The sequence below is a fragment of the Paracoccus chinensis genome (assembly GCF_900102885.1).
Classification (GTDB): Bacteria; Pseudomonadota; Alphaproteobacteria; order Rhodobacterales; family Rhodobacteraceae; genus Paracoccus; species Paracoccus chinensis.
Genome location: NZ_FNGE01000005.1, coordinates 95,109 through 120,092 on the forward strand (window position 1 = coordinate 95,109; position 24,984 = coordinate 120,092).

Here is a 24,984-nt window from a genome sequence, read left to right on the forward strand (position 1 = left end):
GCATGAGCTTTCCGTCCCCGAACCACGGCGAGCGGCGCGGCACGCAGGCGCCCGACCTGATCGTGATCCACTACACCGGGATGGCCGACCATGCCTCGGCCCGCGCGCGGCTGTGCGATCCCGCCGCCGAGGTCTCGGCCCACTGGATCATCGACGCGGACGGCACGACCGAGGCGCTGGTTCCCGAGGGTCGCCGCGCCTGGCACGCCGGCGCCGGCAGCTGGCAGGGCCGCGAGGACGTGAACTCCCACTCCATCGGCATCGAGCTTGCCAATCCGGGCGACCGCCCCTTTCCGCATCCGCAGATGAGCGCGCTGGAAATCCTGCTGGCCAGGATCATGATCCGCTGGTCCATCCCGCCCCATCGCGTGATCGCCCATTCCGACATGGCACCGGGCCGCAAGACCGATCCCGGCCCCCGCTTCGACTGGGGGCGCCTTGCCCGCCAGGGCCTTGCGCTGAGCCCCGGCACCAGTATGCCAGAGGCACCGCTCGCCGCCATGCTCGACCGCATCGGTTATCCGCCGGCCGCTGCCGATACCCGGCTGTCCGCCTTCCGCCTGCGCTTCTGCCCGTGGAACGACGGCCCCGAGAATGACGACGACCGCCGCATCGCCGCAGGCGTGCTGGCGGCCCTGCCGCAAGAGGAAACATGCTGATCTACAAGGTGCTGCGCGCCGAGGAATGGGCGGCCCTGCAAGCCGCCGGTCGCACCGATGGCGCGCCGGTGGACGTGGCGGACGGCTACGTCCATTTCTCCACCGCCGAGCAGCTCGCCACCACCCTCGCCAGGCATTTCGCAGGCCAGGACAGCCTCACCCTCCTCGCCTGTGAGGCCGAGGCCCTCGCCCCCGACCTGCGGTGGGAGCCCTCGCGCGGCGGCGCCCTCTTCCCGCATCTCTACCGGGACCTGAGGCTCTCCGATGTCCTGTGGCATCGTCCCATTCCCCTCGGTCGCCAGGGCCACGAACCGGGGGAACTCGCATGAGCCTGATCGAACGTGCAGGCCTTGCCGCCCTTCACCGGCTCGACCCGGAACGCGCGCATGACCTGTCGCTCAAGGCGCTCTCCACCGGCCTCGTGCCGTTGCCGGGCAAGCCCTTTACCTCGCCGCGGCTTGCCAGGCGTCTGGCCGGGCTGGATCTGCCGAACCCGGTCGGGCTCGCCGCAGGCTACGACAAGAACGCCCGCGTGATCGGACCTCTGACCCGCGCAGGCTTCGGCTTCGTCGAGGTCGGAGCCGCCACGCCCCGGCCCCAGCCTGGCAACGCGAAACCGAGGCTGTTTCGCCTGACCGAAGACCGAGCAATCATCAACCGATTCGGCTTCAACAACGAAGGCGCTGAGGCCATCTGCGCCCGCCTCGCCGCACGACCGCGCAACGGCGTTCCCGTTGGCCTCAACATCGGCGCCAACAAGGACAGCGCCGACCGTGCTGCCGACTTCGCCCACGTGGCGAGCCTCGCCGCACCCGTGGCCGACTTCCTGACGATCAACGTCAGTTCCCCCAATACCGAAAAGCTGCGCGATCTGCAGGGCGCCCGTGCCCTGTCGGCGCTGATCCAGGGCGTGCTCGATGCGCGCAACGCCTCCGAATCGCGCCCACCGGTTTTCGTCAAGATCGCCCCCGATCTCGACGAGCGGGCGCTGGCCGAACTCGCCGCTGTCCTCCGCGACAGCGGCATCGACAGCGCCATCGCCACCAATACCACGCTGACCCGCGACGGTCTCGCCTCGCCCTACGCGGGCGAAACCGGCGGCCTTTCCGGCGCCCCCCTGTTCGAGTTGTCCACCAAGATGCTCGCGCGTCTCTACCGCCGTCTCGGCGGCAGCGTGCCGATCATCGGCGTCGGCGGCATCTCCTCGGTGGAGCAGGCCTGGGCCAAGATCGAGGCGGGCGCCTCTGCCGTCCAGATCTACAGCGCCCTCATCTACCAGGGCTTCTCGCTCGCTGAGCGCATCGCGCGCGGCATCGACGCTCGGCTCGCGGCCGAGAATACAACGCTGGCCGACCTCACCGGCAGCGCAGCCGACCGCTGGGCGGCCTAGACGATTCCTTCCAGTCCCAGGATCTGGTTCATCATGTCCGAAGGCGCGCTGCAGCCCGCGTCGCCCACGATCCGGGCGGGAACCCCGGCAACAGTCTTGCAGGGCGGCACGTCCGTCAGCACGACCGAGCCTGCCGCAATGCGGCTGCAGCGGCCCACGCTGATGTTGCCCAGCACCTTCGCCCCCGCGCCGATCAGCACGCCATCCCCGATCTTGGGATGGCGGTCGCCGTCCTCTTTCCCCGTGCCACCCAGCGTCACCGAATGCAGCATGGACACGTCGTTGCCGACCACCGCTGTCTCGCCGATCACGATGGAATGGGCATGGTCGATCATCACCCCCGTCCCGATCCGGGCGGCGGGGTGGATATCCACGCCGAAGACCTCAGAGCAGCGCATCTGCACGAAATAGGCCATGTCGCGGCGGCCGTGGTCCCATAGCCAGTGCCCGATGCGATAGGCCTGCAGTGCCTGGAAGCCCTTGAAGCACAGCATCGGCTGCATCAGCCGGTGGCAGGCCGGGTCGCGTTCGTAGACCGCGCGCAGGTCGGCCTCGGCGGCCATGGCCAGCGCCGGCTCTCGCCGGTGCGCATCGTCGGCGATCTCGCGCAGGATCTGCTCGCTCATCTCGCCCGAGGCGAGCTTCAGCGAAAAGCGGTAGCCCAGCGCCGCCGGGAAGGTCCGGTGGTGCAGCAGCCCCGCGTGGATCAGCGCGCCCAGCAAAGGCTCGGCCGCGGCGGCTTCAGCGGCCTCGCGCTGGATCTGGTGCCAGACCGAGGCGTGGGTCACCTCGGGTCCATCGGCATAGGGCTGTCCGTCCATGTCACGGTTCCTTTCGTCGCCCTTACCCATCTAGGGCAGGTTGGGGGCAACGAAAAGACTCAGACCGGGTCGGGAATGCGCAAGGCAAGCCAATGGACCGCCAGCCGCACCCGACCCCCGGCGAAGTTCCCCCCCGTGGCGGTCAGCCGCAACTCCTGCGCGGCATAGACGGCCGAGGGCGCCGACAGCAGCCCATGCGACCAAGAATTCAACGGCAAGCCCAAGCCCGAGCCATAGCGGTTCGTGGCCCCGGTCACGCCGATCATCCAGCTGGTCAGGGTGCCGGTCACGGGCTTGATGACACGCGCCGTGATGCCCAGGACCAGCACGTTGTCCGGGATGAACACGCCTGTACCCATCCCCGCCCCGGCCGTGATCTCGACCTCGCCCGTGGTGATCCCGGCGCTGAAACCGCCGCCCATGGTCCCCAAGGTCAATGCGCCCGGCAGCCATGCCGCGCCATCCCACAAGGCGCTGAGCCCCTGATCCACGACAAAGGCGCGCTGCCCGCGCTGCGGCTCGGCAAAGACCCAGCCACCATTCGCGCCTATGGCAATGCGTCCCGCCTGCCCGGCCCATGCGCCGCCCGCGCCGAAGGGTACGGCCCAGCACTGCCCATCCGTCACTGCCGCCGGAGGGCTGGCGGTCGCTACGCTCTGCAGCACCAAGTTCACCAGCCCGTCCAGCCGCATGAGGCCGTCATTCACCGTCACGTGCTTCTGCGCCTGAGCGGGCTGCAGCAGGGGCAGCCCGCAGCGCAGCGTTGCCTGTTCAGACATGGATGTTCCTCCTGACAGACGGGCCCGGCCCGTAGATTTCGGATAGCTGCGCCACCTCGATGGCGAAGCCGCCTCCCTGCGCGGCACGCGTCCAGACGCTTTCGGGAATTGTCCAGGCGGGCCGCGAGACCTCCTCGCGGTGCAACTCGGCCGTGCCGCGCACGAGTCGGACGCCATAGCGCTCATAGGCCTCGCCCAGCGGCACTTCGGGCGCGTCCCAGTTGTCGCCGCCGGTCCGGGTGCGCCGGACCCAGGTCACCTCGCGGCCGCTGACCGCCAAGTGACAGGGCGACAACGGCCGCAGCCCCGCGCCAACTGCGGCAAGAGACCGCGCACGATAGCTCTCGTCATCCGGCGGCTGGCTCGACGGCCCGATGCGCCAGTGGCGCAGCTGCCCGCGCGCATCCGGGTCGAGATCAACCTGCTTCGGCGCCCCGTCCATCAGCACGACCACGCTGCCCGCCGGCCATTCCGCCGGCATCAGCGCATCCGTCCCCGCCTGCCCGCGCAGCCGGCCCGAGATCTCCCACTCGCCCGGCGCGACCAGTTTCGCCTCGGAGAACTGCATCAACTCCCAGTTCCCCGGCGAGCCGTCCCCGACCGCAAGTACGTTGCCGCCCGCCAGCAGCCCCGCCCGGCTGATCGACCGCAGGTTGCCCCCCTTCACCCGCAGCCGCAGCGCAGGCCCCCGGTCCAGCACCCCCGGCCTCGCTGCAGCCAGCGGACTCAGCGTCACCCCCATGACTGCACGCGAGGGCAGGATCACGTTCGGCTGCCAGCCCCCGTCCTCCTCCAGCGAGACCCAAGCCCGCACCGCCCCCGGCCAGGGCGTCCCCGTGGCGGCGAGCCACGGCGCATGAGGCGCCTCGTTCCCCCGCATCAACGGCAGGTCCAAGAAGACCGGCCAGACCGGCCCTGCCGGAACATGGGGCTTCCCGCGCAACTCGCCCGTGACGTAAGGCGCGGGCCGATAGACTCCCGGCTCGACCCGCACGGCCTCGACCAGAGTCGCACCCGCCCGCTCGACCCGGTCGATGCGCCAGCGGTCGCCCGCGCCCCTGCCATCCGCCAGCCGCACGACATCGCCCGGCCCCAGACCGGCGCGCGAGGGCGGCAGCGCAAACCGCGCCGCATCCTGCGCCACCTTCGCCTCGACCAGCCAACGCGCGGCGACCGCGTGCCCCTCGCCCAGCGTCAGCACCATCGGCAGATCGCTGTCGGACACCGTCAGAACCTGCACATCCGGCAGAGCCGCCTAGGCCGTCCGCGCGCCATAGGCGGCGCCCGCCACGACATGGCTCAGCCGCACCCGGCCCACCGTCTCGGCCAAGGGCGCGCGGGTGATCTCGAAGCCGCCGACCTCCTCGGCGACCGCAAGCTCGCCCTCGGCCAGCACCGCGTCCACCCGCCCGTCGCGCATGACGAAGCGCAGCACGCCGTCGCGTTCAACCGCATCGAAGCCATGCGCGAGCATCAAGGGCTGCAACGCCGCCCGCCCACTCTCGGCCCCGCTGACGGCATAGCCGCGCACGACCCCATGCAGCCCGCTCACGTCGAAGGCCGCGACGCCTGCTCCTTCACAGATGTCGCGCACCACATCCGCCAGCGGCACCGCGCCCACCCGGCCGTTCAGCCAGTGTCCCCGCTCCCAGGCAGGCCCGTCCGACCACAGGTCGCCCCGCGCCGGGAAGGCCGGATAGGACCGGGCGTCCCAGGCCCAGACATGGGCACGCGACAGTTCGACCATCCGGCCCCCGCCCTTCAGGACAGGGTTGTTCGCCGGATCGGCCCAGTACGAGGTCACCGCCTCGACATAGGCCGCCTGGATCGCGTCGTCCCGCCGCCCGTCCGAAAACCAGGGCAGCATCGACTCGCTGCTCATCGCGTCCAGGAACTTGTTCGGCTGGTTGGTGCCCTTGTCCAAGGCCGCGCAGCCGTATTCCGTGAACCAGATCGGCTTCGACCCCGGCACCCAGGCCGTGGGCTCCGCCCCGCGCGCGCCGTCCGGTCCCCGGTCGTAATGCCAGTTCGACCACCAGCCCCTCAGGTCCTTGTAGCGCCAGATCCACGGCTCGCCCTGCCCGTCCGTGATGGGCGTGCGGACCTGCGCCAGCCGATCCTCGTCGCTGGCGTAATACCAGTCGTAGCCCTCGCCGCCGCAGACATTGGCACGCAGGTAATCGACATTGCGGATGTCGCCCCAATGCGCGTCGAGGTGCCCCTCGCCCTCGCGCCAGTCCGACAACGGCATGTAGTTGTCGATGCCGACGAAATCGATGTTCTCGTCGCCCCACAGCGGGTCGAGGTGGAACACCGCCTCGCCCCCGCCCGGATGATGCCCGAAATACTCGGACCAGTCCGCCGCATAGCCCAGCTTCACGCCGGGTCCCAAGATCGAACGCACCTCCGCCGCCAGCCGCCGCAAGGCCGCGACCGCCGGATAGCCCTGCGCCCCCCGGATCTGCGTCAACCCGATCATCTCGGACCCGATCAGGAAGGCGTCGATCCCGCCCGCCATCCGGCACAGATGCGCGTAATGCAGGATGAAGCGGCGATAGCCCCACTCCTGCGGCCCCGAGTAGACGACCCTCCCGTCCCTTTCGGCGAAATCCGCAACCGAGGCCGTCCCGAAGAACGCCGCAACCTCGGCATCCGCCGCTGCGGTCCCCTGCGGCGAGCCCTTGCGACCCGCTGCCACCGAACTCGTGATCCGCCCGCGCCAAGGCATCACCGGCTGGTCCTTCTCTCCCGTCCACGGATCGGGCCGACCGTTCCCGGCCATCTGCTCCATCAGGATAAAGGGATAGAACACCGCCGCCTTCCCCGAGGCGCGGATCGCCCGGATCGCCTCGACCACCGACCCATCGGACGGAGTTCCCCCGTAGATCGAGCGCCCCTCCTTCCGCGCGATGGTCGCGGCCTCTCGGCGTCCGATCCCGCCCGCGCGCCACGGCATTTCCTCGGCGTCGATCTCGGTCTGCTCGACCTTGGGCCGCACGGTGCAGTTCCCCGCGCGCAGGACGTCCCCGAACCAGGACACGACCAGCGACACAGACTCCACCTTCGGCAACTCGCGCCCCAAGGTCGCCAGCGAGACCTGGAAGTCCGTCCCGCCCATCGGCGTGTTGCGGTTGAGAATCCGCGTCTCGCCCAGCCCGAGGTCGATGGAAACCTGCCGCGTCGCCAGCGCATATTCCCCCGTCCCTGGGATCAGCGCGACCGCCTGCACGTTCTCGGCCAGCGAGGCAGCCCCCGCCACGCCCCGCGTCACCTCAAAGCTCAGCTGCGGCACCCGGTTGCCCCAGCGTTCCAGCGCCAGATTCTCCAGCACCACATAGGCAATGCCGCGATAGGCCGGCGCGGCCTCGCCCTCATGCGCGGCGATCACCGGATCGGGCAGCTGCGCCTCATCCCCGCGATAGACGCGCAGGTTCAGGTCGGCCGCCGCGACCTCCTCGCCATCGGCCCAGACGCGGCCCACCGACAGGATCGGCCCCTCGCAGAGCGCGATGGCCAGGCTTAGCCGATAGCTGATCTCGGTCACGCGCGGGCCCGAACCCTTGCCGCCTGCATCCTGCGTCCGGCTGATCTCGGTCACGGGCGAGGCCCAGATGACATGCCCCGGCACCCGCATCTGCCCCCAGAGGCGCGGGATCGCCGTTCCCTCGCCCGCCGTCTGCAGCCGAAGCCGGTCGATGCGCCCGGTTTCCACGGACCGAGCCCCGCCGCCCAGCAGCCGCTGGTAGATCACGCGGCCGACCGTGGCGCCCACCGCGCGGCCGATGACGGCCCCGGTCAGACCCAGCATGGTGCCGCCGAAGCCTGCGCCCACGGCTGATCCGGCCGCCGCCAAAAGGATGGTCGCCATCGCCTTCTCCCATGTCTCTTGAAATGGCGGCCCTCAGGCCCGCCTCACGGCTCGGGCCAGCGGAACCGCGCCGCGATCCGCGCCCGCCAAGGGGCGGAGAGCGGGCTTTCGACGACCCCGTGCCGGTCATAGGCATGGACGAAGCTCGCCGCCTCGCCCAGCCCCGCGCGAATGCCCAGGTGCTTGGCGACCGCCCCGTCCCTCATGCGGAACAGCAGCACCTCGCCCGGCCCCTCGTGCGCATCCGGTGCCACCGCCACCAGGTTCCGCAACGCGGCGGCCAGCAAGGGCTCGCCGCCGCCCGTTTCGCCCCAGTCGGCGGTATAGGCCGGCGCGGCCTCGGGCTCGGTCCCGTAAAGCCCGCGCCAGACGCCCCGGACCAAGCCGAGGCAATCCGCCCCCGCGCCCCGCGCCGAGCCCTGGTGCACATAAGGCGTCCCGATCCAGCCCCGCGCAAGTTCGACCGCCCGCTCGTTCATCGCCGCCCCCCGTTCGCCTGGGGCGAGATCAGCCAATCCTCGGGCGGTAGATGCGGAAAGCCGCGGAAGTTGGGAAAGTTAAGGAACTTCCCCCGGCAGGTCTCGGCCCGCTTGTCGCATCCCGCCGTCAGCCGCACCCGATCCCCCACAGCCGGAGCCGCACCGGGAGCCGCCCACAACTCGACCGCCCTGAACCCGGCCACCGGCACAGCGTCGATCTTGACCGCGCCTGCCAGCCCCTTCGCGGGTCCGTCCAGCAACAGGATGCGCCCGTGCTCGAACCACCCGGCCCGATGCACCGGCACCCCGTCCAGCTCCAGCCGCGCGCCGCCCTCGTCCAGCGAGGCGATGACGCCCTCGGCCCAGAACCCCTCGCCGTTCAGGTCGAACCGGCACTGCCCGTCCCCCAGCAGCGCCGAGCAGCGCGGGTGATAGACCCGACCCTGCGCCCGGTTCAGCGCCTCGGCCAGACCCCGCAGCTCGGCCCGGAAGGCGCCCGCCGCAAAGGTGACCTCGCCTAGCAAGCCGCGAAACACCAACCGGCGCGCGGCCACGTCGGTCCAGTCCACCTCCCACAACCGCACCTCGGCCCCGTCCCAGCGTCCCGCCGCCAGGTCCTCAGATGTGATGGCGTCGTCCGACAGCACGCCCTGCGCCTCGGTGTTGTCCACCGCCAGCCCGAGCCCCTGTACCAGAGCCTGCGCCGTCAGCCCCGCCTCGGGCCGGAACTCGATCCCGTCGAAGGACAGCATGCCGTCATGGTCCGTGAACCCCAAGGTCAGTTCATCCGCGCGCCGGACCGCCCAAGCCCGCGCCATGGTGGTCGCCGTCATGTCCGCACCTCGACCACCGGGATCTGCGGCACGTCGCCCGCTTGGAAGGTCGCCACCGACACCGCGATCCGGTCGGTGTCAAAGCGCACCGGCACGTCGAACTCGAACCCCGCCGTGACCGGAGCATCCCGCATCGGCGCATCCTTGAGCCGGATCACGCCCGTTTCGTGATCGCAGGTGAAGTCGATCGTCTCAAACTTCTCGACCCCGCCGATGCCCACCCGCACGGTCCCCTCGACCGGCTTCGCGACCGGCCGCCGATACTCCGCCGCGCCCGAGCGATAAAGCTTGCTCAACCGGAACTCGACCGTCCGCCCGTCCCCCTGCCCGATCACCTGATCGTCAAAGGCGACCGCGCGGCTCGGCAGGCAGGACTTCCAGTCCGTCCAGTCCTTCCAGCGGAACCCGTGCAACTGCCCGCCCCGCGCCTCGAAGAAGGCGATCAGCGCCGCCATGTCATCGAGGCTCCGAAGCCCAACCCCCGCGTCATACCGCCTGCGCGAATGCGCCCAGGGGCTGTTGCGCTCCTCGAAGCCGTTGGTCAGCGTCACGATCTCGGTCCGCCGCTCGGGCCCGCCCATCGAGCCGAAGGACAGATCGGCCGGAAACCGCACCTCATGAAATGCCATCTTGCCACCTTCCTGCACGACCCGTGCGTGTTCCTGACCCAAATACTTTGGGGGAGCCGTCGCAGACGGCGGGGGCGTAGCCCCCATTCACCCGTTTCGCTCGCCCCGGGCGATCACCCGTCCCAGCCGCGCCGCGATCTGGCTCTGGCTGCGCTGGAAGCCGGCCACGTCCGGCGTCGTCACGTTGAAGGTGACGTTCACCGGCCGACTCCCACCCGCCGCGGCCACCCCCAGCCGCCCGTCGGTTCCGCGCCGCAGCGGCATGATCGCCTCGGGCCCTGCTTCGCCCATCAGCCCGGTTGCCCCGCGCATTGGAAAGAAGGTTGGCTGGCTGACGACGCCCCCCTTGGCGAAGGGCATGACCCGCCCCTGCGAGAAGGCCCCGCCATCGGCAAAGGGCAGCGCGCCGCCCAGCATTCCGCCGACGCCCTGCGCCAGCGCGCCCGCAAAGGCCTGCTGCACGGGCCGCATCGCCACGGCGAAGACCGTGTCCGCCATGTTCCGCGCCACGCCCTTCAGCGCGTCCGACAGCTTGACCCCGTCGAACACCACGCCCTCGAACGCGCGGCGCAAGCCCCCGCCGAAGCCCGAGGTCAGTGAGGACACTTCGCGCCCCGTCTGCCCCATGGCCTGGCCTAGGCGCGAAAGCTCCGCCTCGAAGGCCGCCGTCATCCGGCCCGACTGGTCCAGGCGCTCGCCCAGACGATCAAGCCCGTCACGGCCGAAGCCGTCCCTGTCCGCCATCCGCTTTCTCCATTGCTCACCTGTCGGGGAACTCGGCCATCAGCGCGTCCAGCCGCCCGCGCGTCATTGCGCCTGCGCCGAACTCGATCCCCAGCATCAGCGCCAGTTCCGCCGGCGTCAGGTCCCAGAACTCGCGCGGTTTCAGGCCAAGCCCGCGCATCCCCGCGCGCATCAGCCCCGGCCAGTCGAGCCCCCGCTCCCCCTCCCGCGCGCGGGCAGCCTCCCCGCCGCCCGCGCCGCTCATGCAGCCCCGTGAAAGGCGCGCGCGATCAGCTCGGCCGCGACCCGCGCCGCCCCGACCGGCCCGCCTTCCACCTCCACCACCATCAGGTCCGGCGCCTCGCCTTGCCAGCCGCCGCCGCGCAGGCCCGCGACCAGCACCGCGATCACGTCGCGGCTGGAAAACCGCCCGCTCTCGAAGCGCTCGATCACGCCCAGCAGGCTGTCGCAGCCCAGCTCGGCCTCCAGCGCCGCCAGCGCCCCCAGCGTCAGCCGGGCAACGTGGCGGCGGCCGTCCAGCACCACCGCCACCTCGCCCCGGTGCGGGTTCACGCTCACGGCTCGACCACCGCCACGGCCAGGAAGCTCAGCGCCCCGGCAGATGCCAGCGACAGTTCATAGGTCGCCTCGCCGTTGTAGCTGCCCGCATATTCGAGGCCCGTGATCTGGAACGGCCCCTCGACCGTGCCGAAGCCGGGGATCACCACCTGGAAGCGCGGCACCTCGCCGTCGAAGAAGGCCTGCCGCGCCCGCGCATCCGTCGCCTCGTCGCGGAACACTCCCGACCCCGAGATCGAGGCCGACCGCACCCCCGCCCCGCCCAGCAGTTCGCGCCAGCCGCCCTCGCTGGCGACCGAGGTCACGTCGACGGTATCTGCGTTGAAGGCGAGCCGCGTCGCCCGCAGCCCGGCGACCGTGGCAAAGCTGCCGTCGCCGGTCATGTCCATCTTGATCAGCAGGTCGCGCCCGTTCTGCACCGCCATGTCCGTCCTCCTCATGCCACCTTCAGGCCCAGGTCGATGCGCGCGCGGAACGTCATGTCCACGCGCCGACCCGCACCACCATCGGCCCGCCGCGCCCGCGCGCTGACGAACCACAATCCGGCCAGATGGCCGGTCGAAAGCGAAAGCCCGCCGTCCTCCAGCGCCTCGACCACCGCCGCGGCGGCGGCCTTGACCGGAGCGAAGCCGCCCGTGTCCTCGGTCCCCGACAGCACCGACACGATGAAGTCGTGCCGCGCCCCGCCCCCCGTCATGTCGCCCGCCTCGGTCACATCCTCGGGGCCCAGCGCCACATGGGTGCCGGCCGGAGGCGTCGCGGGCATCGCGTCGAAGATCGCGTCCCCCACCAGAACACCCAGCGCGGGATCGGCCCGCAACGCCTGGTAGATCGCAGCCTGCAGGGCCGCGGATGCTTGGAAACTCATGTCAGCCCCTCTTCCCTTGCCCGACAGTCCAGCCACAGCCCGGCCCCATCCGCCTCGGCCACCGCCTCGATGCGGAAGACCCGCCCGCCCATGCGGAACCGCTGCCCCGCCGAGGGTCGCCGCGGATCGCCGGCCCGCGCCGCCCGCACCGTGATCCGCCAGGGCACGACGCTTTCCGCGCCGACCTCGCCCTGCCGCTCGGCGCCCGAGCCCGCGCGCATCTGCGCGTAAAGGATGCCCAGCGGGCGCCATTCCATGCGGTAGCCACCCATGCCGTCCGCCACCCGCTCGGGGCGTTCCAGCACCAGCGGAACCGTCGCCCTGGGCGCGCTCATGCCCGCCCCCCGCGTCCTGCGAGCGTCCTGACCGCCCGCCACCGCTCGATCAGCGCGCTGACCCCGTGCGGCAGGGCAAGCTGGCTGCCGTCGAAGCCCCGGTCCTCGTAATAGCGCGCAGCCAGCATCATCACCGCCTGCGCCAGATCGCCGGGCACCCGGTCCCAGCTTGTCCCGAAGCCCGCCGCAAAGCGCACCGTGACGAAGCCTCCCAAGGGCACCGTCGGCAGGCTCGACCCCGTGGGCGCCAGGATCGGACGCTGGTTGTCGGGCACCAGCCGCCACAGGGCGGGCGGCACCTCGCTCACCCGACCCTCGCGGTCCGTCATCTCGACCGTCTCGACCGACAGCGCGGGGGCCAGCGGCAAAGGCTGGCCTGCCGGGTCGCGCCAGTCCTCCAGCCTCATGCGGAACACCCGCGTCAGCAGCACCTTGCCGGTGCGCGCCTCGACCGTGGCGATGGCGGCGCGCAGGAACCCTGCCAGCGCCGCATCCTCGGTCGCATCCTCGACCAGTTCGAATCCCGACCCCATCCGCAGGTGGCCCCGCAGCGCGGCGACGGGCAGCGACGCCTGTGCCGGTGCGGTTTCCTCGACGAGCAACATTCCTGAAACCTCCCGTTTCTCTAGCAGCCGCTGGTGAAGATCGGGGCCGCGGCACGGCCACAGGCCACAGCGCGCGCGGACAGTGGCTTTGCCGGTCTGGCCGGCAGCCCTGCGCGGCCCCGCCCCGACGTCCTCAGGTGCCCATGTGCAGCAGCTTGAAGGCGCGGGGATCGACCACCATGCCGCCCACGCGCTTGGTCGCGTAGAACAGCACGTGCGGCTTGGCCGAGTAGGGGTCGCGCAGGATGCGCAGGTCGGGCCGCTCGGCGATGTTGTAAGCCTGGCGGAAATCACCGAAGGCGATGGTCTTGGCCCCCGCCGCCGGGTTCGGCATGTCCTCGCTGATCAGCACCGGATAGCCCAGCAGGCGCGCGGGCTCGCCGGCGGCCAGCCCGTCCGACCACAGGTAGCGACCGTCGCCGTCGCGCATGCGGCGCACCATCCCGGCCAGGCGGCTGTTCATGATCCAGGTGGCGTTGGCGCGATAACCCGCGCCCAGCGCATAGACCATGTCGATCAGTGCATTGGCCGGAGCCGAGGCCGCAAAGTCGCCCGCCACGCCCGTCGGGACGAAGCCCACCTGCGCCTCGGTCGCGGTTGCGTTCGGGGCCATGGGGACGTTCAGGATGCCGCGCGGCTTGTCCAGGCCGCTGCCGTTGATGAAGGCGGCGGCTTCGGCGCGGGCGAACTTCTCGGCGATGCGCTCGGCCAGCCAGCTTTCCAGGTCGAACGAGGCGTCATCCAGCAGGCGCTGGGTGGCCTTGGGCATCGCCGCCAGCTCATGCAGCGCGACCGAGATCTTCTCGACCTGCGGCGTGTCCGTCTCGGCGGTCGAAGCGACCTCGGAGGCCCAGCCCGCGCCGATATCCGACTTGTCCATCAGGACTTCGTAGGACGAGGACTCGACCTGCACGACCGTCGCCAGCGAGCGGATCGAGCCCGTCACGCGCAGCACCGCCTGCACGGTTTCCGAGATCGTGGGCGCGGCGAGATAGCCCCCGTCGGTGCCCGAGGCCATCGCCTTCTCCTCCAGCGCCAGGCTGCGCAGGGCCGTGTCGTCGCCACGGCGCAGGTAGGCCGCGAAGGCCTTCTGATGCGGCGCCTCGGTGTCGGCGGCCTGCGACAGGGGCGAACGGCCCCGGAAGGCGGTCTTGCGGTCCAGCATGGTCATGCGTTTGTCCTGTGCTTGCAGTTTCTCTTCGACGTTCTCGCGGAAGGCCTTGAGCTCGCTTACGAACTCGGCCATCGCGCCCTTCAGCCCGGCAGGCGTCCCGCTGCCGCAGGCCTCCCCAAAGCCGGTCCTTGCCTCGGTCATTGCCGTTTCTCCTCGTCAGAAAAGGCGGCCGCAGCGCCTCCGCGCCCCGACCACCTGCCGTCGGCGCGTGCGCATGGCCCGGCCGGTCCCCTCAGCAGCCCTGGGGCAGCGGGTCCGGGGCGCCTCACCTGCCCCGCCCTCCCGCCGCCCGGCCGCGATCCTTTGTCAGCCCCGCAGCACGGCCGAGGCCGCCCGCAGCGCCTCGGCCAGTTCCTCGCCGGCCCCGAGTTCCTCGGACTTCCGCCCGACCTTGGCCTCGCGCAGCATGGGGAAAGTCACGAGCGAGACCTCCCACAGCTCGACCTCGGTCAGCATCCGGCGGCCCTCGCGGTCCCGCTCGGCCCGCACGGTGCGATAGCCGATCGACAGCCCGTCGATGGCCCCTGCCGCGATCAGCGCCGCCGCCTCGCGCGCCTGCGCCACCTCGGGCAGCAGGCGCCCCCGGACCCACAGGCCCCGGCCATCCTCGCGGATCTCCTCCCAGATTCCGATGGGCTGGGCGGGGTCGTGCTGCCACAGCATCCGCACCTTGTCCCCGCGCACCGCCAACCGCGACAGGCTTGCCGCGTAAGCGCCCGGCGCCACGATGTCCCCGCCCTGGTCGGTCAGACCGAACAGGCTCGCATAGCCCTCGATGACATGGCCTTCCGTCAGCATGGGCGCACCGCCCGCGAACTTCAGCTCAAGCCCCAGATCGTCCATCCGCATCCGTCATGCCCCTTTTTCCGCGAATTGCAGGATCGACTGGACCGCCTGCGTCAGGATCACGGCGATGACGCCGTAGACCGTCATCCACAGCCGCCCCTCCAGCCCCTCGATCAGCGCCTCGATGCGTTCGAGCCGCTTGTCCACCTGCCCGAATTGCAGCGCCATGATGCGCTCCTGCGCCTCCAGCTTCTGCTCGTGCCAGACCGAGGGGCGGTCAATGAACTTCGACCCTTCCATCTCAGCCCCCCGCGACCGGAGGCAGCCCCAGCGCCGCCCGCTTCTCGGCCTCCGTCAGGAAGCTTGCCGCCCCGACCCGGGCCCAGTGCTGGTCCCGCTCCTCGGCCAGCGCCGGGATCTGATCGAGGTCCGGCTTCAGGTCGATCTCGGCCCCCAGATGCTCGGACAACCACCAGGCCACCCCCGCCGCGACGCGCGTCGCCAGCGGCAGCACCGTCAGCCGGTAAAAGGCCCGGTGCGCCTCGGCGTAATTGGCATAGGTCGCGTCCCCCGGAATGCCGATCAGCATCGGCGGCACCCCGAAGGCCATGGCAATTTCCCGTGCCGCCGCCAGCTTCGTCTCGTGGAACTCCATGTCCGAGGGCGAGAACCCCATCGGCTTCCAGTCGAGCCCGCCTTCCAGCAGCATCGGCCGCCCGGCATTGCGCGCGCCCTGATGATGCTGCTCCATCTCGGTCACGAGGCGGTCATACTGGTCGGGGCTCAGCACCCCCTGCCCGTCCGCGCCCTTGTAGATGATCGCGCCCGAGGGCCGCGCCGCATTGTCCAGCAGCGCCCGCGACCAGGCGCTGGCCGAGTTGTGGACGTCCACCGCCACCGCCGCCGCCTGCATGGGCGACAGCCCGTAGTGGTCATCCGTCGGATGGAAGCTGCGGATGTGGCAGATCGGATCGGGCGAGCCGGTCATGTCAAAGCGGTGCTTCCGCCCGCCCACCGCATATTCATAGGCGACGGGCCAGCCATCCGCTCCCGGCACCACGCTCATCCGGTCGGACCGCAGCACGTGCAACTCGCCCGGCAGGCCGGAAGCCCCCACGTCCACCGCCTCCAGGAACCCGTTTCCCGAGAGCAGGATCTGCCCGAACAGCGCCTCGAACAGCTCGGCCCGGCCCTGCCCCGGATTGGGCCGCCGCATCAGGTCCAGCACCGGATGGGTGTCATAGCGCCGTTCCGCGTCCTGGCAGACCAGCGGCACCGCCGCCGCCGCCTCGGCCACCAGCTTCAACGCCCGGAAGCCCACCGGGTTGCCGACAAAGCCGCCGCGCGTCAGCGCGCCCGTGTCACGCGCGCCCCACAGCGCCCGCCCTACGCCTTGCGCCGCCATCACCTTCCCGGCCGCGCTCGCCTTGGCCTCGACCAGGGCCGCAACCGGCGCAACCTTCACCTCGGCGGCCCCTTCAGGGGCGCCCATGCCTTCCTGCGGCCCGCGCCGCCCGAACCACCGCATCGCCATGCGTGCCTCCTGACCCAAAGAAAAAGGGCCGCCCCCAAGGACGACCCCTTCGATCCTGTCCGAAGCCCAAGCCGGCTTCTTCCTGACTCAAACGGCGCAACCCGGCGCCCCGCTACAGCCCCCGCACCTGCGGCCGCCGATAGCTCGCCGCCGGCTCGATCATCAGCTCGTGGACTGCCCAGACCAGTGCATCCAGCCGGTCGGGGCTTCCCCGCCCCTCATAGCCCCGCACCGTCATCCGGCACATCTGGTCCTCCAGCGCTCCCAGCCTGCCGCTCCGCAGGTGCTTTACCCGCCCCTGCTCGTACAGCGCTGCGACCGGCTCGGCCCGCAGCCCCTTGCCGCGCCCGGCCCGCAGGGCCCGGAACGGCACCAAGGGGTCCACCTGCCGGATCACACTTTCGACCAGATCGCCGCCCTGGTTGACCTCGGCCACCAGCCGCTCGGCCCCGTGCCGCTCAACGGCCGCAATTGCCGCCCGCGCCCACTCCGTCGCCCCGCCCCGCACCGAGGCATCCTCCAGCACGACCGCCCGCCACTCCTGCGGCGGCCCTTCGCAGACAACCCCCGCGACCACGATCCCGCATTCATCGCTCGCGGCCCCGGACGTCACCGCCGGGTCCACTGCCACCACTACCCGGTCCAGCGCGGGCGCCGCGTCCACCCGGCAGCCTTCCAGCATCGCCGTGGTCCACAGCGCGCCTTCCACGTCGTCCAGCAGCACGCCCTCCAGCTCCTGCCGCCCCAGCCGGGTCCCGGCATAGCGGGCCTGAACCTCGGCCAGGAAACTCTCCGCCAGATAGGCCCGGTTCGCATCCGTCGGCGCATGCGTCACCACCGTCGAGGCATTCCGCAGGATCGCCTTCAACACCCCCACGTTGCGCGGAGTCGTCGTGACCACCTGCTGCGGGTTCTCCCCCAGCCGCAGCGCGAACTGCAGCATGTCCCAGGTCTCCTCGGCCTTCTTCCACTTGGCCAGCTCATCGACCCATGCCGCGTCGAATTGGGGGCCTCGCAGCGCCTCCGGCTCATGCGCCGAGTAGACCGTGGCCGTCGCCCCGTTCGGCCAGACGAGCCGCCGCCGCCCTGCTTCCCAGACGGGCCGCCGGTCCGGCGGACAGCAGGCCAGAATCCCGCTGTCCCCCATCACCATGACATCCCGCCCCTGATCGAAGGTCTCGGCCACCAGCGCCACGCGCTTCGCCCGCCCCGACGCATCCGGAGTCGCGCCTTCGACCTGCGCGCGCACCCATTCGGACCCGGCGCGGGTCTTGCCCGCGCCGCGCCCGCCCATGATCACCCAGGACTTCCAGTCGCCCGCGGGGGGCAACTGGTGCGGCAGGGCCCAGAACTCGAAGAGCCAGGGCAGCGAGGCCAGCGCATTGTCCGACAGCCCCGAGATGAAGGCGTCAACCTCCTCCGGCCCGGCGGAGGCAAGCCAGGCGGCGCCCGATCTCGTCTCGTGCGGCGGCAAGGTCGAGGCGGCCGGCCCCGACATCTCCGGCGACTTCCTTGCGAAGCTTGTCAACTCGGTTCCTTTCCTCCAGCACCAGCTGGGTCGCGGCCCTGAGGTCGCGCACCAGCCTCGCGGTGTCCTTGACGTCGTCGGTGCTGCCGCCCCGCAGCCCGATCCTCAGCCTGTGCAGCTCCTCGGCGACCTCGCGGAACATTTCCCCCGCGACGTCGATCGCCTCGCCCGCGCCAAGCGCCCCCTCGTTCCCCCCGGCAACGAAAGGTCCCTCCAGGGGTGCGCCCCCCGGCTCGAAGCTCATGTCCATGTTGTGTGATGCCCCGCCCCTGTGCCTGTCCGCACGAGCAAGAAACGAAAAAGCGGCCCGAGGTCACCGACCCGGCCGCTTGCCCACTTCTCCCAGCATGTCGAATGTGTATCCCGGACCGTTCGCAAAGTCAATCCGCCCGGGCAGGCAGGACCTTCAGAAATCCCGTTTAATCATTTATATTCAAAGAAATAAAAGCCGCAACACCCAACCGCGCGGGACGCAACACCGGGCGGCGGCGGGGGTTTTTCCGATCTTTCCCCAGACAACCCGCCTCGATCCACCGCAGGAATGGCGCCGATTGATTCCCGTTGCGGCGGATCTCACCGGAAGAACAGGTGGTCGATGATCGCGCCCGCCACGTCGCGCGGCTGGCCCTCGGCCGGGGCGTGGTGGATGCGCAGCATCGGAAACCAGTTCAGTTCCAGCACCGCAACCCGCTGCCCCGCGACGGGCGCCGAGTGGTCCTCGGCGATCACGTCCACGCCCGCGTAAAGCAGCGTGGGGATGGATTTCAGCGCCGCAACCACCAGCGCCTTCAGCTCGGGATGGACCTCGTCCGTCCGGTCCACGCTGTCCCCGCCCTGCGAGATGTTGGACACCCGCTTCAGCCGCACCACCCGACCCGGCGCGGGCACGTCTCCGGGCGCAAGGCCCTGCTCGGCCAGCAGTTCCAGCGTTTCGCCATCCAGCGCGATGCCGGACAGCGCCAAGTGACCCTTGCGGGCCTCGTTCTTGGCCGCGACCAGGTCCTCGACCGACAGAAGTCCGTCGCCCACAATGCTGGCCGGACGGCGCTCGGCCACCGCGATCACCTCGTCGCCCAGCGCGAAGTAGCGGCATTCGGGACCCTCGACCTGCTCCTCCAGCAGCAGCCTGCGGAACTCGCGCGGGGTCGCGGCGATCTTCTCGCGCAGCTTCCGCTCGCCGTCGATGCCCATGAAGACATTGGCGCCAAGCCCGCCATTCGTGGGTTTCAGCACGAACTGCGAACCCGGTGAGCGCGCCATGAAGTCCACCGCCTTGCCGACCGCCCGGCGCGGGAAGGCCAGACCCTCGGGCACGGGAATGCCGTTGCGCGACAGGAACAGCTTGGCCAGATCCTTGCTGGTGACGATCGTCCGCGCCAGGTGGCTGATCGAGCCCGCCATGGTCGCGTCGAAGAACTCGCGCCGGCCGCGCCCCTCGACGAGAAAGATGTCCCCCGAGATCTTCCGGACCTTCAGGCCCTTGTCCAGCGCGGCACGCGCGATCAGCTCGGCGCTCTTGCGGCTCGAGAAGCGGCGCGGCAGCCTGACATGCGCCCGGTCGAACATGGTCCGGCTGTCCACCATCCCTCTCCCCTCAGCGCAGCCGCCGCACGTCCCGGACGTCGATCCCTTCGACCCCGGCCGCCGGGGGGCCGCGATGGCAGGCGAGCGTCACGAACTCGACCCGCCAGCGCTGCCCCCACAGGCGGCAGCGCACGGTGCCGTCGCTCAGGTTCCTTGCCTCGGCCTGAACGCCGCGGTCGGCGGCATGGCGCGTCACCCAGCGGCGATAGCCCACGCCCTGCACCTTGCCGCGAATCGTCAGGGAGGCGCGGACCATGTCCGTCTCGGCAACGGGCCCCGCCTCGGCCGGGAAGCCGCGGCCTTCGACCCTGCGGCCCGCCATGAAGGCGTCCCACAGCACCTGCTCGTAGCCGGGCTGGATCAGGTCCTCGAGGCTGATCCCCCAATGGCCGTTGCCCTCCAGGATCACGGGTCCCTCGGGCGTGACCGCCACGTCCCACGCGATGGACATCGCCGTGTCCAGCGCCCGGTGCCCGGCCCTGACCGTGCGCAGGATCGCGTCGAAGCCCGGCAGCTCGGCCCCCCGGAAGCGGAAGCCGGTGACCGGATGCGCCTCGTAGGTCGTCCGCGTCTTGTCGGCTGCCGCGCTGGTGACGCGCCCGCTTGACGGGTCCACCGCGCAGATCATCCCTCCGCTCGAGATGTTGTCCACGACGGTTCGGCCGTTCCCGATGCGCCAGAAGGCCAGCGCCACGCGGGGGCCGTCATCGCCGCTGCCGGGAAAGGTGATGCAGCGCACGGTGTTGACCGAGGCGGGCGCGGCCTGCGCGCAGCGCTCGTCCTGTTGCACCAGCTCCTGCACCAGGTAGTCGGACTTCCTGATCCGCCTCAGCCACCCGCCCAGGCTCTTTGCCACCCTTGTCCCGTCCGTGCCGTGGATCGTCCCGTCCGCGCCGATGCGGAACGAGCCCTCGCCGCCCCAGCCGGTCCGTGTCTTGGCAAAGGCCCCCCGGCCCTGAAGGCGGCGCACCGCTTCGGCCTCGTCCAGTTCCTCGCCCGAGCCCGAGACGAACCGCCCCCCCAGGATCGCCAGCAGCGTCCGGGGCGCGGGCAGGCCGCTGACCGCCAACAGCCCGGAAAACAGCAGCTTGTCGTCCAGCACCGCGCGCTTGGCGGCCGGGGTGGTGCAGAGGAACTCGTTATGGGCCCAGAAGAACCGCGCCGGGTGGTTGGTTGCCGCGATCGAGGGGAACCAGGACTTCAGGAAGCCGGCGTGGTCGAAGTCCTGCATCGCGGCCTCGCAAGCGGATCACGGATGCGCCCAGTTTGGACCGCGCGTTGCCTCTCTTGTCCACAAAAACCGCGCAGGCCCGCGCCCGCTGCCTGCGTCGGAAGGCTGGCTCAGGAACCCTTGCCTTGCGGCCGCCGCCCGGCCGCGCGCTCGATGCGGGAAAACAGCGGCGCAAAACGGCCGCGATCATAGGTCAGCCCCTCGTAGACCGCATAGGCCCGCCGTGCCCAGCCGAGGTAAAGCTGCGGCCGCGCCGTCCGGACCGCAAGCCAGGCCATCCGGTGCGAGCCCCGGCTGATCGCCGCGCGGGTGCGATAGACGAGCTTCCTGCGCCAGCCGATCCCCTTTGCCTGCGGCGCGACCCGCTTGACGGGGCGGATGCCGCGCTTGGCCCATGTCAGGCGATAGGCCAACCCTTCGCGCCGCTGCCGGAAACCCGCCGCCTGCGTGTCCGCGACGAAATCGGCATCGACCTGTTGCAGGTCCAGCCGCCCCTCGGCCCGGCCCTCGTCAATGATCTGCTGGATCAGGGGCGCGCGGACCACGACCACGTTCGTGCCGCGTCCGTCCGAGGAATAGGGCTCGACCCAGGCATCCCCGAAACTGACATCCGCCGTCTCGGCCACCACGTCGTCGCAGAAGTTGCAGGCCGAGTTCTGGAAATACCCCGCGCCCCAGTCGCCGTCGGCGAGATGGAACCACTCGTTCTGCACCGTCGAGCCATCATCCAGCGTCAGATGCGCCGTGTACCAGTTCGCGGGCCGGTTCGCGTCCTTCAGCCGGTACTCGACCGCCCGCACCCGGTCATGGTCCGCGCCCAACTGCCAGGCGAAGCTTTGCACGAAGCGCGCGCTTTTCATGTGACCGCAGAAGAGGCCCAGCATGTGCGTGATCCGCTCGGCCAGGACGGCATCCTGCGCGCGGGCCAGATGCACCGCCTTGATGAAGCAGGGGATGCCCACCACGGCGTAACGGCCCGGCGTGGCGCGGACCTGATCCAGCACCTCGGCCAGGTGGATCGGGTGATAGCGGGATCGGGCGCCGGCGAGCAGTTCGTCTTCGTTGCGGCTGATGCGGTAGCCGAAGAAGGGCTCGCCGGGCTTGCCGGGATGGACGTGCAGGACGCCGTCGATCTCGCCCCGCCGCATCAGCTCGGCCGCGACCCAGCTGACCATGCCGCCGGAGCTGCCGCGTTCGCGGAAGGGCGCTTCCGCCACCGCGCCGACGTGGCAGGAGGTGTATCGGCCGAGGCGGGCGTCATGGTGCGGCGCCTCGGGGAAGCGGGCGGCGGCGATCTGATCCTCGTTCGTCGCCTCGGGCGAGAAGGGGCAGAGCCGGGCGAAGTCCTTGCTGCATTGATGGGTACCCGGACCGGTGGGCTTCAACTGGCTGTAGTCGTCCCACTCCATTGCCGCGTCGGTCCCGGACACGCAGGCCCCGCAGCCGATGCACAGGCCCGAGCGGACGATCTGCGCGGGGCTGAGCGCCTGCGTCATGCCCGCCCCGCCAGCGCGGCGTCCAGCCAGGCCGAGGACTGCGCCCGAAGGTCGGCGATCCGCGCCTGAACGGCCTGTGAAACCGGCTCGGCCAGCAACGTTGCGACATCGGCGGGGTCGCGGTCCTCGAAGGTCAGGTGGCGCTCGGCCCCCAGCAGCGCGGTCAGGTCGCGAACCTTGGTCCAGCGGTAATCCGAAGGGGCGCAGACCAGCGGCTTGCCGTTCACCAGCGCAAAGCAGCAGCCGTGGAAATAGGTCGTGGCCACCGCCTCGGACCCCGCGACCAGCGCCGCGAACTCCTGTGGCCCCGCGTCGAGCCGCTGCTCGTCGGCCCAGTCATTGCGGTAGCCGACGCTGATCGTCCGCAGGCCCCTTGCGCGGGCAGCCTCGGTTACGCGAGTGGCGAACCAATCGGGGATGTGGTGGCCATAGACCAGCAGATACGGCGCCTCCTTTGCCGCCTCAACCTTAGGGGGGTTCAGCAGCACCGGGTCCAGCACCATCGCGGGCTCGCTGCCGGTGGCCCCTTCCACCAGCCCGAAGCTGTTGTCATCGCGGACCGAGATCGCGTCCAGATCACGCAGGCGTTCCGCCCATTGCGGCTCGACGAAGTCGGCGGCGTAATTCCCGAAGCTCGCGGCATAGGTCACGACGCGGGGGGCCGCGATCCCCTCGCCCCAGAAGACCGGCTTGCCACCGTACCAAGGGTGCGAAAGGTTCAGCACCTCGTCGCTGCCGATCACCGCGAGGTCCACCGGGGGCATCGCCTCGGGGGCGTCCAGGTCGAAGGGCGCCGACAGCGGCAGCGCGCGGAAGGCGTCCAGGAACTTGCGCAGCTTGCGCCCATACTGCGCCACATCCGCGCGGGAGGACCGCTGCGGCGTCAGCGGCTGGAAGGCATAGCGCCACTCGCGCGAGGTCACCTCGCAGGAATGGTGGTCCAGCAGCACGGCGTCATGGCCCCGCGCGGCGATGGCCTCGACCAGGCAGCGGGCCTGCCAGTAGCTGCCGTAGTTGATGCAGCGGTGGAAGGTCAGGACACCGACCCGCATCTATCGCCCGTAGATCCGGTCGATCACCCGCGCGACCGTCACCAGGTGCCGCGCCTCGTCGTCGAAGCGCGCCCCTTGGGAAAGCCGCGTCAGCCAGTCCACTGCCGCGCGCCCGCCCCATTCGTCGGGCGGTTCGGCGAGGCTTTCGGCGCGGATGTGGTGATGCCGCTCGGCCCGCAGATCGTAGAAGGAGCCGTTGACGTTCCGCAGGCTCGCCCCGCCTTCCGTCCCGAAGAACTCAGCCGCGATCACCGCCTCGCGTCCCGCCTGCAACCCCCAGGAACAGGCGAGCCGCACGACGGTCCCGCCGGCGAGGTCGAGAGTGGCGACGGCATAGTCCTCAACCTGCGCCGAAGGGTCGGCCAGCGGCGCGCCCTTGGCGTAAAGGCGGCTTTCGACGCCATGGACCTCGGGCCAGCCCAAGGACCACAAGGCGAGGTCGATCAGATGGACGCCCAAGTCAACGACGCAGCCGCCGCCCGAGAGCTTCGGGTCATAGAACCACGGCTTGTCCGGGCCCCAGGCGTTGTGGAAGGTCACGTCCACGCCGAAGACATGCCCTAGGTCGCCCGCGTCCAGCAGCGGACGGATCACGCCCATGGCGGCGGTCTGGCGATAGGACAGGTCCACGCCCAGCAGCCGGTCGGCGCGGCGGGCGGCCTCGACCACCTCGGCGACTTCCGGTTCCGTGCGGCCCAGGGGCTTCTGGCAGAAGACGGCCTTGCCTGCGTCCAGCGCGGCGATGGACTGCTCGGCATGGGCGGCGCTGGGGGTGGCGATCACCACCGCGTCGATGTCCTCGCGCAGCAGGGCGTCCAGCCCGTCCACCCGCTTCGCGCCGGGGGCGAGCGCCAGCGCTTCGGCGGCGCCGTTGTCGTCGGGCTCGGCCACGGCCACGATCTCGGCCAGCCCGGTCGCGGCCAGCGCCGCCATCCGGTGCCGCCCGATCCAGCCGGTGCCGAGGAAACCAAGCCTCGGGCGGCTCACAGCGCCACCCAGGCCTTGACGAAGGCGCCCGGCTTGTCGCGGGTCGCGGCCAGCGCCTCGCCCAGGGTATCCAGCGCATAGGTCCCGGTCAGCAGCGGCGACAGGTCCAGCTTGCCCGAGGCCAGCGCATCCACCGCGGCCCGCAGGCCCGCCACGCGGACGGCCGCGTCACGCTCATGGGCGCTGGCGATGTCGATGCCCTTCCAGTTCCACATCTGCATGTTCACTTGCCGGGGTCCGTCCTGGTGATAGCCTGCGATCACCAGACGCCCGCCCTCGGCCACGAGTTCCCCGGCGAGGTCCAGCGGCCACTGCTTGCCCACGCATTCGATCACCCGCTCGGCCATGCGGCCATCGGTCAGGCGCTTCACGTCCTCGATGATGCGCCAATGGTCGTCCATCGTGATGGTCTCGGCCGCACCCATCTGCCGCGCCAGTTCCAGCGTCTCGGCCCGGCGCGACACCGCGATCACCCTTGCGCCCGCATCCGTCGCCAGCCGCGTCAGGATCGCGCCCAGAAAGCCGATCCCGACAATCACCACCGTCTGGCCGGGGCGCACGTCGGACCGCGCAAAGATGTTCATGGCACAGGCCACGGGCTCGCCCGGAACCGGCATCCCGTCCAGCGAGGCGGGCAGCGGCACCACCATGTCGGCGCCCGCCACGTCGTATTCCGCATAGGACCGTTCCGTCAGCGCCGTCACACGGTTGCCGACCGACAGGCCCTCGACCCCCTCGCCCAGGGCCACGATCCGGCCCCAGCCCTCGTGGCCCATGCCGCCCGGCGCGCCGGGCCAGGTGGACCACGGCTGGCCCTCCCATGGTTCCACGTTCGATGCGCAGACGCCGCAGCCTTCCAGCCGGATCAGCACCTCGCCGGGGCCGGGGGTGGGCACGGGCACCTCGGCCACGGAAAACCGCTGCGGTCCTTCAAGAACCGCCGCACGCATGGTCTGGGTCATCGTCAATCGTCCGTAACAATGTCAGGGACCGGAACCGGATCGCGGCGCCTCCCCTTGTGGATGGCAAAGGTGGAAAGGCTGT

Annotated in this window: 27 protein-coding genes and 1 pseudogene; 3 read left to right on the forward strand and 25 right to left on the reverse strand. The window is 70.7% G+C overall.

The features are described 5' to 3' along the window. Positions 1 to 2: 2 nt before the first annotated feature. Genes BLQ03_RS06945 through BLQ03_RS06955 form a run of 3 tightly spaced genes read left to right on the forward strand, consistent with a single transcriptional unit; the run spans position 3 to position 2,049 of the window. Entirely contained in the window at positions 3 to 659 is a 657-nt protein-coding gene (locus tag BLQ03_RS06945; protein WP_090754230.1) for an N-acetylmuramoyl-L-alanine amidase, read from the forward strand. Then, positions 653 to 988, forward strand: coding sequence for a DUF952 domain-containing protein (locus BLQ03_RS06950; RefSeq protein ID WP_090754233.1), 336 nt, complete (start codon positions 653 to 655; stop codon positions 986 to 988). Before BLQ03_RS06945 ends, BLQ03_RS06950 begins: the two co-directional genes overlap by 7 nt. Next, a complete protein-coding gene (locus BLQ03_RS06955) occupies positions 985 to 2,049 on the forward strand; it encodes a quinone-dependent dihydroorotate dehydrogenase (protein ID WP_090754235.1) in 1,065 nt (354 codons plus the stop codon). The genes BLQ03_RS06950 and BLQ03_RS06955 overlap by 4 nt, the downstream gene beginning before the upstream one ends. Here BLQ03_RS06955 and cysE read toward each other — a convergent pair. From cysE to BLQ03_RS07080, 25 genes and pseudogenes are all read right to left on the reverse strand, one after another. Beyond that, the gene (gene cysE, locus BLQ03_RS06960; RefSeq protein ID WP_090754237.1) at positions 2,046 to 2,870 is read right to left on the reverse strand and encodes a serine O-acetyltransferase; all 825 of its coding nucleotides are present in this window, start codon (positions 2,868 to 2,870) and stop codon (positions 2,046 to 2,048) included. The genes BLQ03_RS06955 and cysE overlap by 4 nt on opposite strands. Positions 2,871 to 2,929: 59 nt before the next feature. After that, positions 2,930 to 3,649 (reverse strand): DUF2793 domain-containing protein, encoded by a 720-nt coding sequence (locus BLQ03_RS06965; RefSeq protein WP_090754238.1) that lies wholly within the window; start codon positions 3,647 to 3,649, stop codon positions 2,930 to 2,932. Then, positions 3,642 to 7,517, reverse strand: a pseudogene (locus tag BLQ03_RS06970) (baseplate multidomain protein megatron). The gene BLQ03_RS06965 and the pseudogene BLQ03_RS06970 overlap by 8 nt, the downstream one beginning before the upstream one ends. A 44-nt stretch (positions 7,518 to 7,561) precedes the next feature. Further along, a complete protein-coding gene (locus tag BLQ03_RS06975) occupies positions 7,562 to 7,996 on the reverse strand; it encodes an NlpC/P60 family protein (RefSeq protein ID WP_090754240.1) in 435 nt (144 codons plus the stop codon). Further along, entirely contained in the window at positions 7,993 to 8,829 is an 837-nt protein-coding gene (locus tag BLQ03_RS06980) for a DUF2163 domain-containing protein (protein WP_090754243.1), read from the reverse strand. The genes BLQ03_RS06975 and BLQ03_RS06980 overlap by 4 nt, the downstream gene beginning before the upstream one ends. Next, entirely contained in the window at positions 8,826 to 9,458 is a 633-nt protein-coding gene (locus tag BLQ03_RS06985; RefSeq protein ID WP_090754245.1) for a DUF2460 domain-containing protein, read from the reverse strand. The genes BLQ03_RS06980 and BLQ03_RS06985 overlap by 4 nt, the downstream gene beginning before the upstream one ends. A gap of 87 nt (positions 9,459 to 9,545) precedes the next feature. Next, complete coding sequence (locus BLQ03_RS06990) at positions 9,546 to 10,202, reverse strand: phage tail tape measure protein (protein WP_090754247.1); 657 nt, start codon at positions 10,200 to 10,202, stop codon at positions 9,546 to 9,548. A gap of 16 nt (positions 10,203 to 10,218) precedes the next feature. Then, positions 10,219 to 10,446 carry a rcc01693 family protein gene (locus BLQ03_RS06995; protein ID WP_090754249.1) on the reverse strand — a complete coding sequence of 76 codons (228 nt, stop codon included), beginning with the start codon at positions 10,444 to 10,446 and terminating at the stop codon, positions 10,219 to 10,221. After that, positions 10,443 to 10,760: a gene transfer agent family protein gene (locus tag BLQ03_RS07000; protein WP_245688711.1), complete on the reverse strand. Its 318-nt coding sequence runs from the start codon at positions 10,758 to 10,760 to the stop codon at positions 10,443 to 10,445. Before BLQ03_RS07000 ends, BLQ03_RS06995 begins: the two co-directional genes overlap by 4 nt. Further along, positions 10,757 to 11,185 (reverse strand): phage major tail protein, TP901-1 family, encoded by a 429-nt coding sequence (locus BLQ03_RS07005; protein ID WP_090754251.1) that lies wholly within the window; start codon positions 11,183 to 11,185, stop codon positions 10,757 to 10,759. Before BLQ03_RS07005 ends, BLQ03_RS07000 begins: the two co-directional genes overlap by 4 nt. 11 nt (positions 11,186 to 11,196) lie before the next feature. After that, entirely contained in the window at positions 11,197 to 11,628 is a 432-nt protein-coding gene (locus BLQ03_RS07010; RefSeq protein WP_090754253.1) for a DUF3168 domain-containing protein, read from the reverse strand. Continuing rightward, positions 11,625 to 11,963, reverse strand: coding sequence for a head-tail adaptor protein (locus BLQ03_RS07015; protein WP_090754255.1), 339 nt, complete (start codon positions 11,961 to 11,963; stop codon positions 11,625 to 11,627). The genes BLQ03_RS07010 and BLQ03_RS07015 overlap by 4 nt, the downstream gene beginning before the upstream one ends. Beyond that, the gene (locus BLQ03_RS07020; protein ID WP_090754257.1) at positions 11,960 to 12,568 is read right to left on the reverse strand and encodes a head-tail connector protein; all 609 of its coding nucleotides are present in this window, start codon (positions 12,566 to 12,568) and stop codon (positions 11,960 to 11,962) included. Before BLQ03_RS07020 ends, BLQ03_RS07015 begins: the two co-directional genes overlap by 4 nt. Before the next feature lie 133 nt (positions 12,569 to 12,701). Beyond that, on the reverse strand, positions 12,702 to 13,883 hold the full coding sequence (locus BLQ03_RS07025) for a phage major capsid protein (RefSeq protein ID WP_090754260.1): 1,182 nt from the start codon (positions 13,881 to 13,883) through the stop codon (positions 12,702 to 12,704). A gap of 165 nt (positions 13,884 to 14,048) precedes the next feature. Next, complete coding sequence (locus tag BLQ03_RS07030; protein ID WP_425415722.1) at positions 14,049 to 14,591, reverse strand: HK97 family phage prohead protease; 543 nt, start codon at positions 14,589 to 14,591, stop codon at positions 14,049 to 14,051. Between the two features lie 3 nt (positions 14,592 to 14,594). Further along, positions 14,595 to 14,828 carry a GTA head formation protein, RCAP_rcc01685 family gene (locus BLQ03_RS07035; protein WP_090754262.1) on the reverse strand — a complete coding sequence of 78 codons (234 nt, stop codon included), beginning with the start codon at positions 14,826 to 14,828 and terminating at the stop codon, positions 14,595 to 14,597. Position 14,829: 1 nt separating this feature from the next. Then, positions 14,830 to 16,020, reverse strand: a complete 1,191-nt coding sequence (locus BLQ03_RS07040) for a phage portal protein (protein ID WP_090754464.1) — start codon at positions 16,018 to 16,020, stop codon at positions 14,830 to 14,832. Between the two features lie 154 nt (positions 16,021 to 16,174). Next, the gene (locus tag BLQ03_RS07045) at positions 16,175 to 17,560 is read right to left on the reverse strand and encodes a DNA-packaging protein (protein WP_090754264.1); all 1,386 of its coding nucleotides are present in this window, start codon (positions 17,558 to 17,560) and stop codon (positions 16,175 to 16,177) included. Continuing rightward, a complete protein-coding gene (locus tag BLQ03_RS07050) occupies positions 17,472 to 17,840 on the reverse strand; it encodes a permease (RefSeq protein WP_175558785.1) in 369 nt (122 codons plus the stop codon). The genes BLQ03_RS07045 and BLQ03_RS07050 overlap by 89 nt, the downstream gene beginning before the upstream one ends. Positions 17,841 to 18,163: 323 nt before the next feature. Further along, on the reverse strand, positions 18,164 to 19,174 hold the full coding sequence (locus tag BLQ03_RS07055; protein WP_090754267.1) for a hypothetical protein: 1,011 nt from the start codon (positions 19,172 to 19,174) through the stop codon (positions 18,164 to 18,166). 10 nt (positions 19,175 to 19,184) lie between these two features. After that, on the reverse strand, positions 19,185 to 20,405 hold the full coding sequence (locus BLQ03_RS07060) for a sugar-transfer associated ATP-grasp domain-containing protein (protein ID WP_090754270.1): 1,221 nt from the start codon (positions 20,403 to 20,405) through the stop codon (positions 19,185 to 19,187). Between the two features lie 110 nt (positions 20,406 to 20,515). After that, positions 20,516 to 21,901: a Coenzyme F420 hydrogenase/dehydrogenase, beta subunit C-terminal domain gene (locus BLQ03_RS07065; RefSeq protein ID WP_217629675.1), complete on the reverse strand. Its 1,386-nt coding sequence runs from the start codon at positions 21,899 to 21,901 to the stop codon at positions 20,516 to 20,518. After that, complete coding sequence (locus BLQ03_RS07070) at positions 21,898 to 22,953, reverse strand: polysaccharide pyruvyl transferase family protein (protein ID WP_090754273.1); 1,056 nt, start codon at positions 22,951 to 22,953, stop codon at positions 21,898 to 21,900. The genes BLQ03_RS07065 and BLQ03_RS07070 overlap by 4 nt, the downstream gene beginning before the upstream one ends. Continuing rightward, positions 22,954 to 23,940, reverse strand: a complete 987-nt coding sequence (locus BLQ03_RS07075; protein WP_090754275.1) for a Gfo/Idh/MocA family protein — start codon at positions 23,938 to 23,940, stop codon at positions 22,954 to 22,956. Then, on the reverse strand, positions 23,937 to 24,902 hold the full coding sequence (locus tag BLQ03_RS07080) for an MDR/zinc-dependent alcohol dehydrogenase-like family protein (protein WP_245688712.1): 966 nt from the start codon (positions 24,900 to 24,902) through the stop codon (positions 23,937 to 23,939). The genes BLQ03_RS07075 and BLQ03_RS07080 overlap by 4 nt, the downstream gene beginning before the upstream one ends. Positions 24,903 to 24,984: the final 82 nt, after the last annotated feature.

Coding starts and splice junctions, on each gene's coding strand:
- BLQ03_RS06965 (WP_090754238.1), bottom strand. CDS start 3,649: ATGTCTGAACAGGCAACGCTGCGCTGCGGGCTGCCCCTGCTGCAGCCC.
- BLQ03_RS07035 (WP_090754262.1), bottom strand. CDS start 14,828: ATGGAAGGGTCGAAGTTCATTGACCGCCCCTCGGTCTGGCACGAGCAG.
- BLQ03_RS07005 (WP_090754251.1), bottom strand. CDS start 11,185: ATGGCGGTGCAGAACGGGCGCGACCTGCTGATCAAGATGGACATGACC.
- BLQ03_RS07045 (WP_090754264.1), bottom strand. CDS start 17,560: ATGTCGGGGCCGGCCGCCTCGACCTTGCCGCCGCACGAGACGAGATCG.
- cysE (WP_090754237.1), bottom strand. CDS start 2,870: ATGGACGGACAGCCCTATGCCGATGGACCCGAGGTGACCCACGCCTCG.
- BLQ03_RS06980 (WP_090754243.1), bottom strand. CDS start 8,829: ATGACGGCGACCACCATGGCGCGGGCTTGGGCGGTCCGGCGCGCGGAT.
- BLQ03_RS07015 (WP_090754255.1), bottom strand. CDS start 11,963: ATGAGCGCGCCCAGGGCGACGGTTCCGCTGGTGCTGGAACGCCCCGAG.
- BLQ03_RS06990 (WP_090754247.1), bottom strand. CDS start 10,202: ATGGCGGACAGGGACGGCTTCGGCCGTGACGGGCTTGATCGTCTGGGC.
- BLQ03_RS06985 (WP_090754245.1), bottom strand. CDS start 9,458: ATGGCATTTCATGAGGTGCGGTTTCCGGCCGATCTGTCCTTCGGCTCG.
- BLQ03_RS07070 (WP_090754273.1), bottom strand. CDS start 22,953: ATGCGGGTCGGTGTCCTGACCTTCCACCGCTGCATCAACTACGGCAGC.
- BLQ03_RS07065 (WP_217629675.1), bottom strand. CDS start 21,901: ATGACGCAGGCGCTCAGCCCCGCGCAGATCGTCCGCTCGGGCCTGTGC.
- BLQ03_RS06945 (WP_090754230.1), top strand. CDS start 3: ATGAGCTTTCCGTCCCCGAACCACGGCGAGCGGCGCGGCACGCAGGCG.
- BLQ03_RS07050 (WP_175558785.1), bottom strand. CDS start 17,840: ATGGACATGAGCTTCGAGCCGGGGGGCGCACCCCTGGAGGGACCTTTC.
- BLQ03_RS06955 (WP_090754235.1), top strand. CDS start 985: ATGAGCCTGATCGAACGTGCAGGCCTTGCCGCCCTTCACCGGCTCGAC.
- BLQ03_RS07055 (WP_090754267.1), bottom strand. CDS start 19,174: ATGGTGGACAGCCGGACCATGTTCGACCGGGCGCATGTCAGGCTGCCG.
- BLQ03_RS07060 (WP_090754270.1), bottom strand. CDS start 20,405: ATGCAGGACTTCGACCACGCCGGCTTCCTGAAGTCCTGGTTCCCCTCG.
- BLQ03_RS07010 (WP_090754253.1), bottom strand. CDS start 11,628: ATGAGTTTCCAAGCATCCGCGGCCCTGCAGGCTGCGATCTACCAGGCG.
- BLQ03_RS07030 (WP_425415722.1), bottom strand. CDS start 14,591: ATGCGGATGGACGATCTGGGGCTTGAGCTGAAGTTCGCGGGCGGTGCG.
- BLQ03_RS06950 (WP_090754233.1), top strand. CDS start 653: ATGCTGATCTACAAGGTGCTGCGCGCCGAGGAATGGGCGGCCCTGCAA.
- BLQ03_RS07025 (WP_090754260.1), bottom strand. CDS start 13,883: ATGACCGAGGCAAGGACCGGCTTTGGGGAGGCCTGCGGCAGCGGGACG.
- BLQ03_RS06975 (WP_090754240.1), bottom strand. CDS start 7,996: ATGAACGAGCGGGCGGTCGAACTTGCGCGGGGCTGGATCGGGACGCCT.
- BLQ03_RS07080 (WP_245688712.1), bottom strand. CDS start 24,902: ATGACCCAGACCATGCGTGCGGCGGTTCTTGAAGGACCGCAGCGGTTT.
- BLQ03_RS06995 (WP_090754249.1), bottom strand. CDS start 10,446: ATGAGCGGCGCGGGCGGCGGGGAGGCTGCCCGCGCGCGGGAGGGGGAG.
- BLQ03_RS07040 (WP_090754464.1), bottom strand. CDS start 16,020: ATGGGCGCCCCTGAAGGGGCCGCCGAGGTGAAGGTTGCGCCGGTTGCG.
- BLQ03_RS07020 (WP_090754257.1), bottom strand. CDS start 12,568: ATGTTGCTCGTCGAGGAAACCGCACCGGCACAGGCGTCGCTGCCCGTC.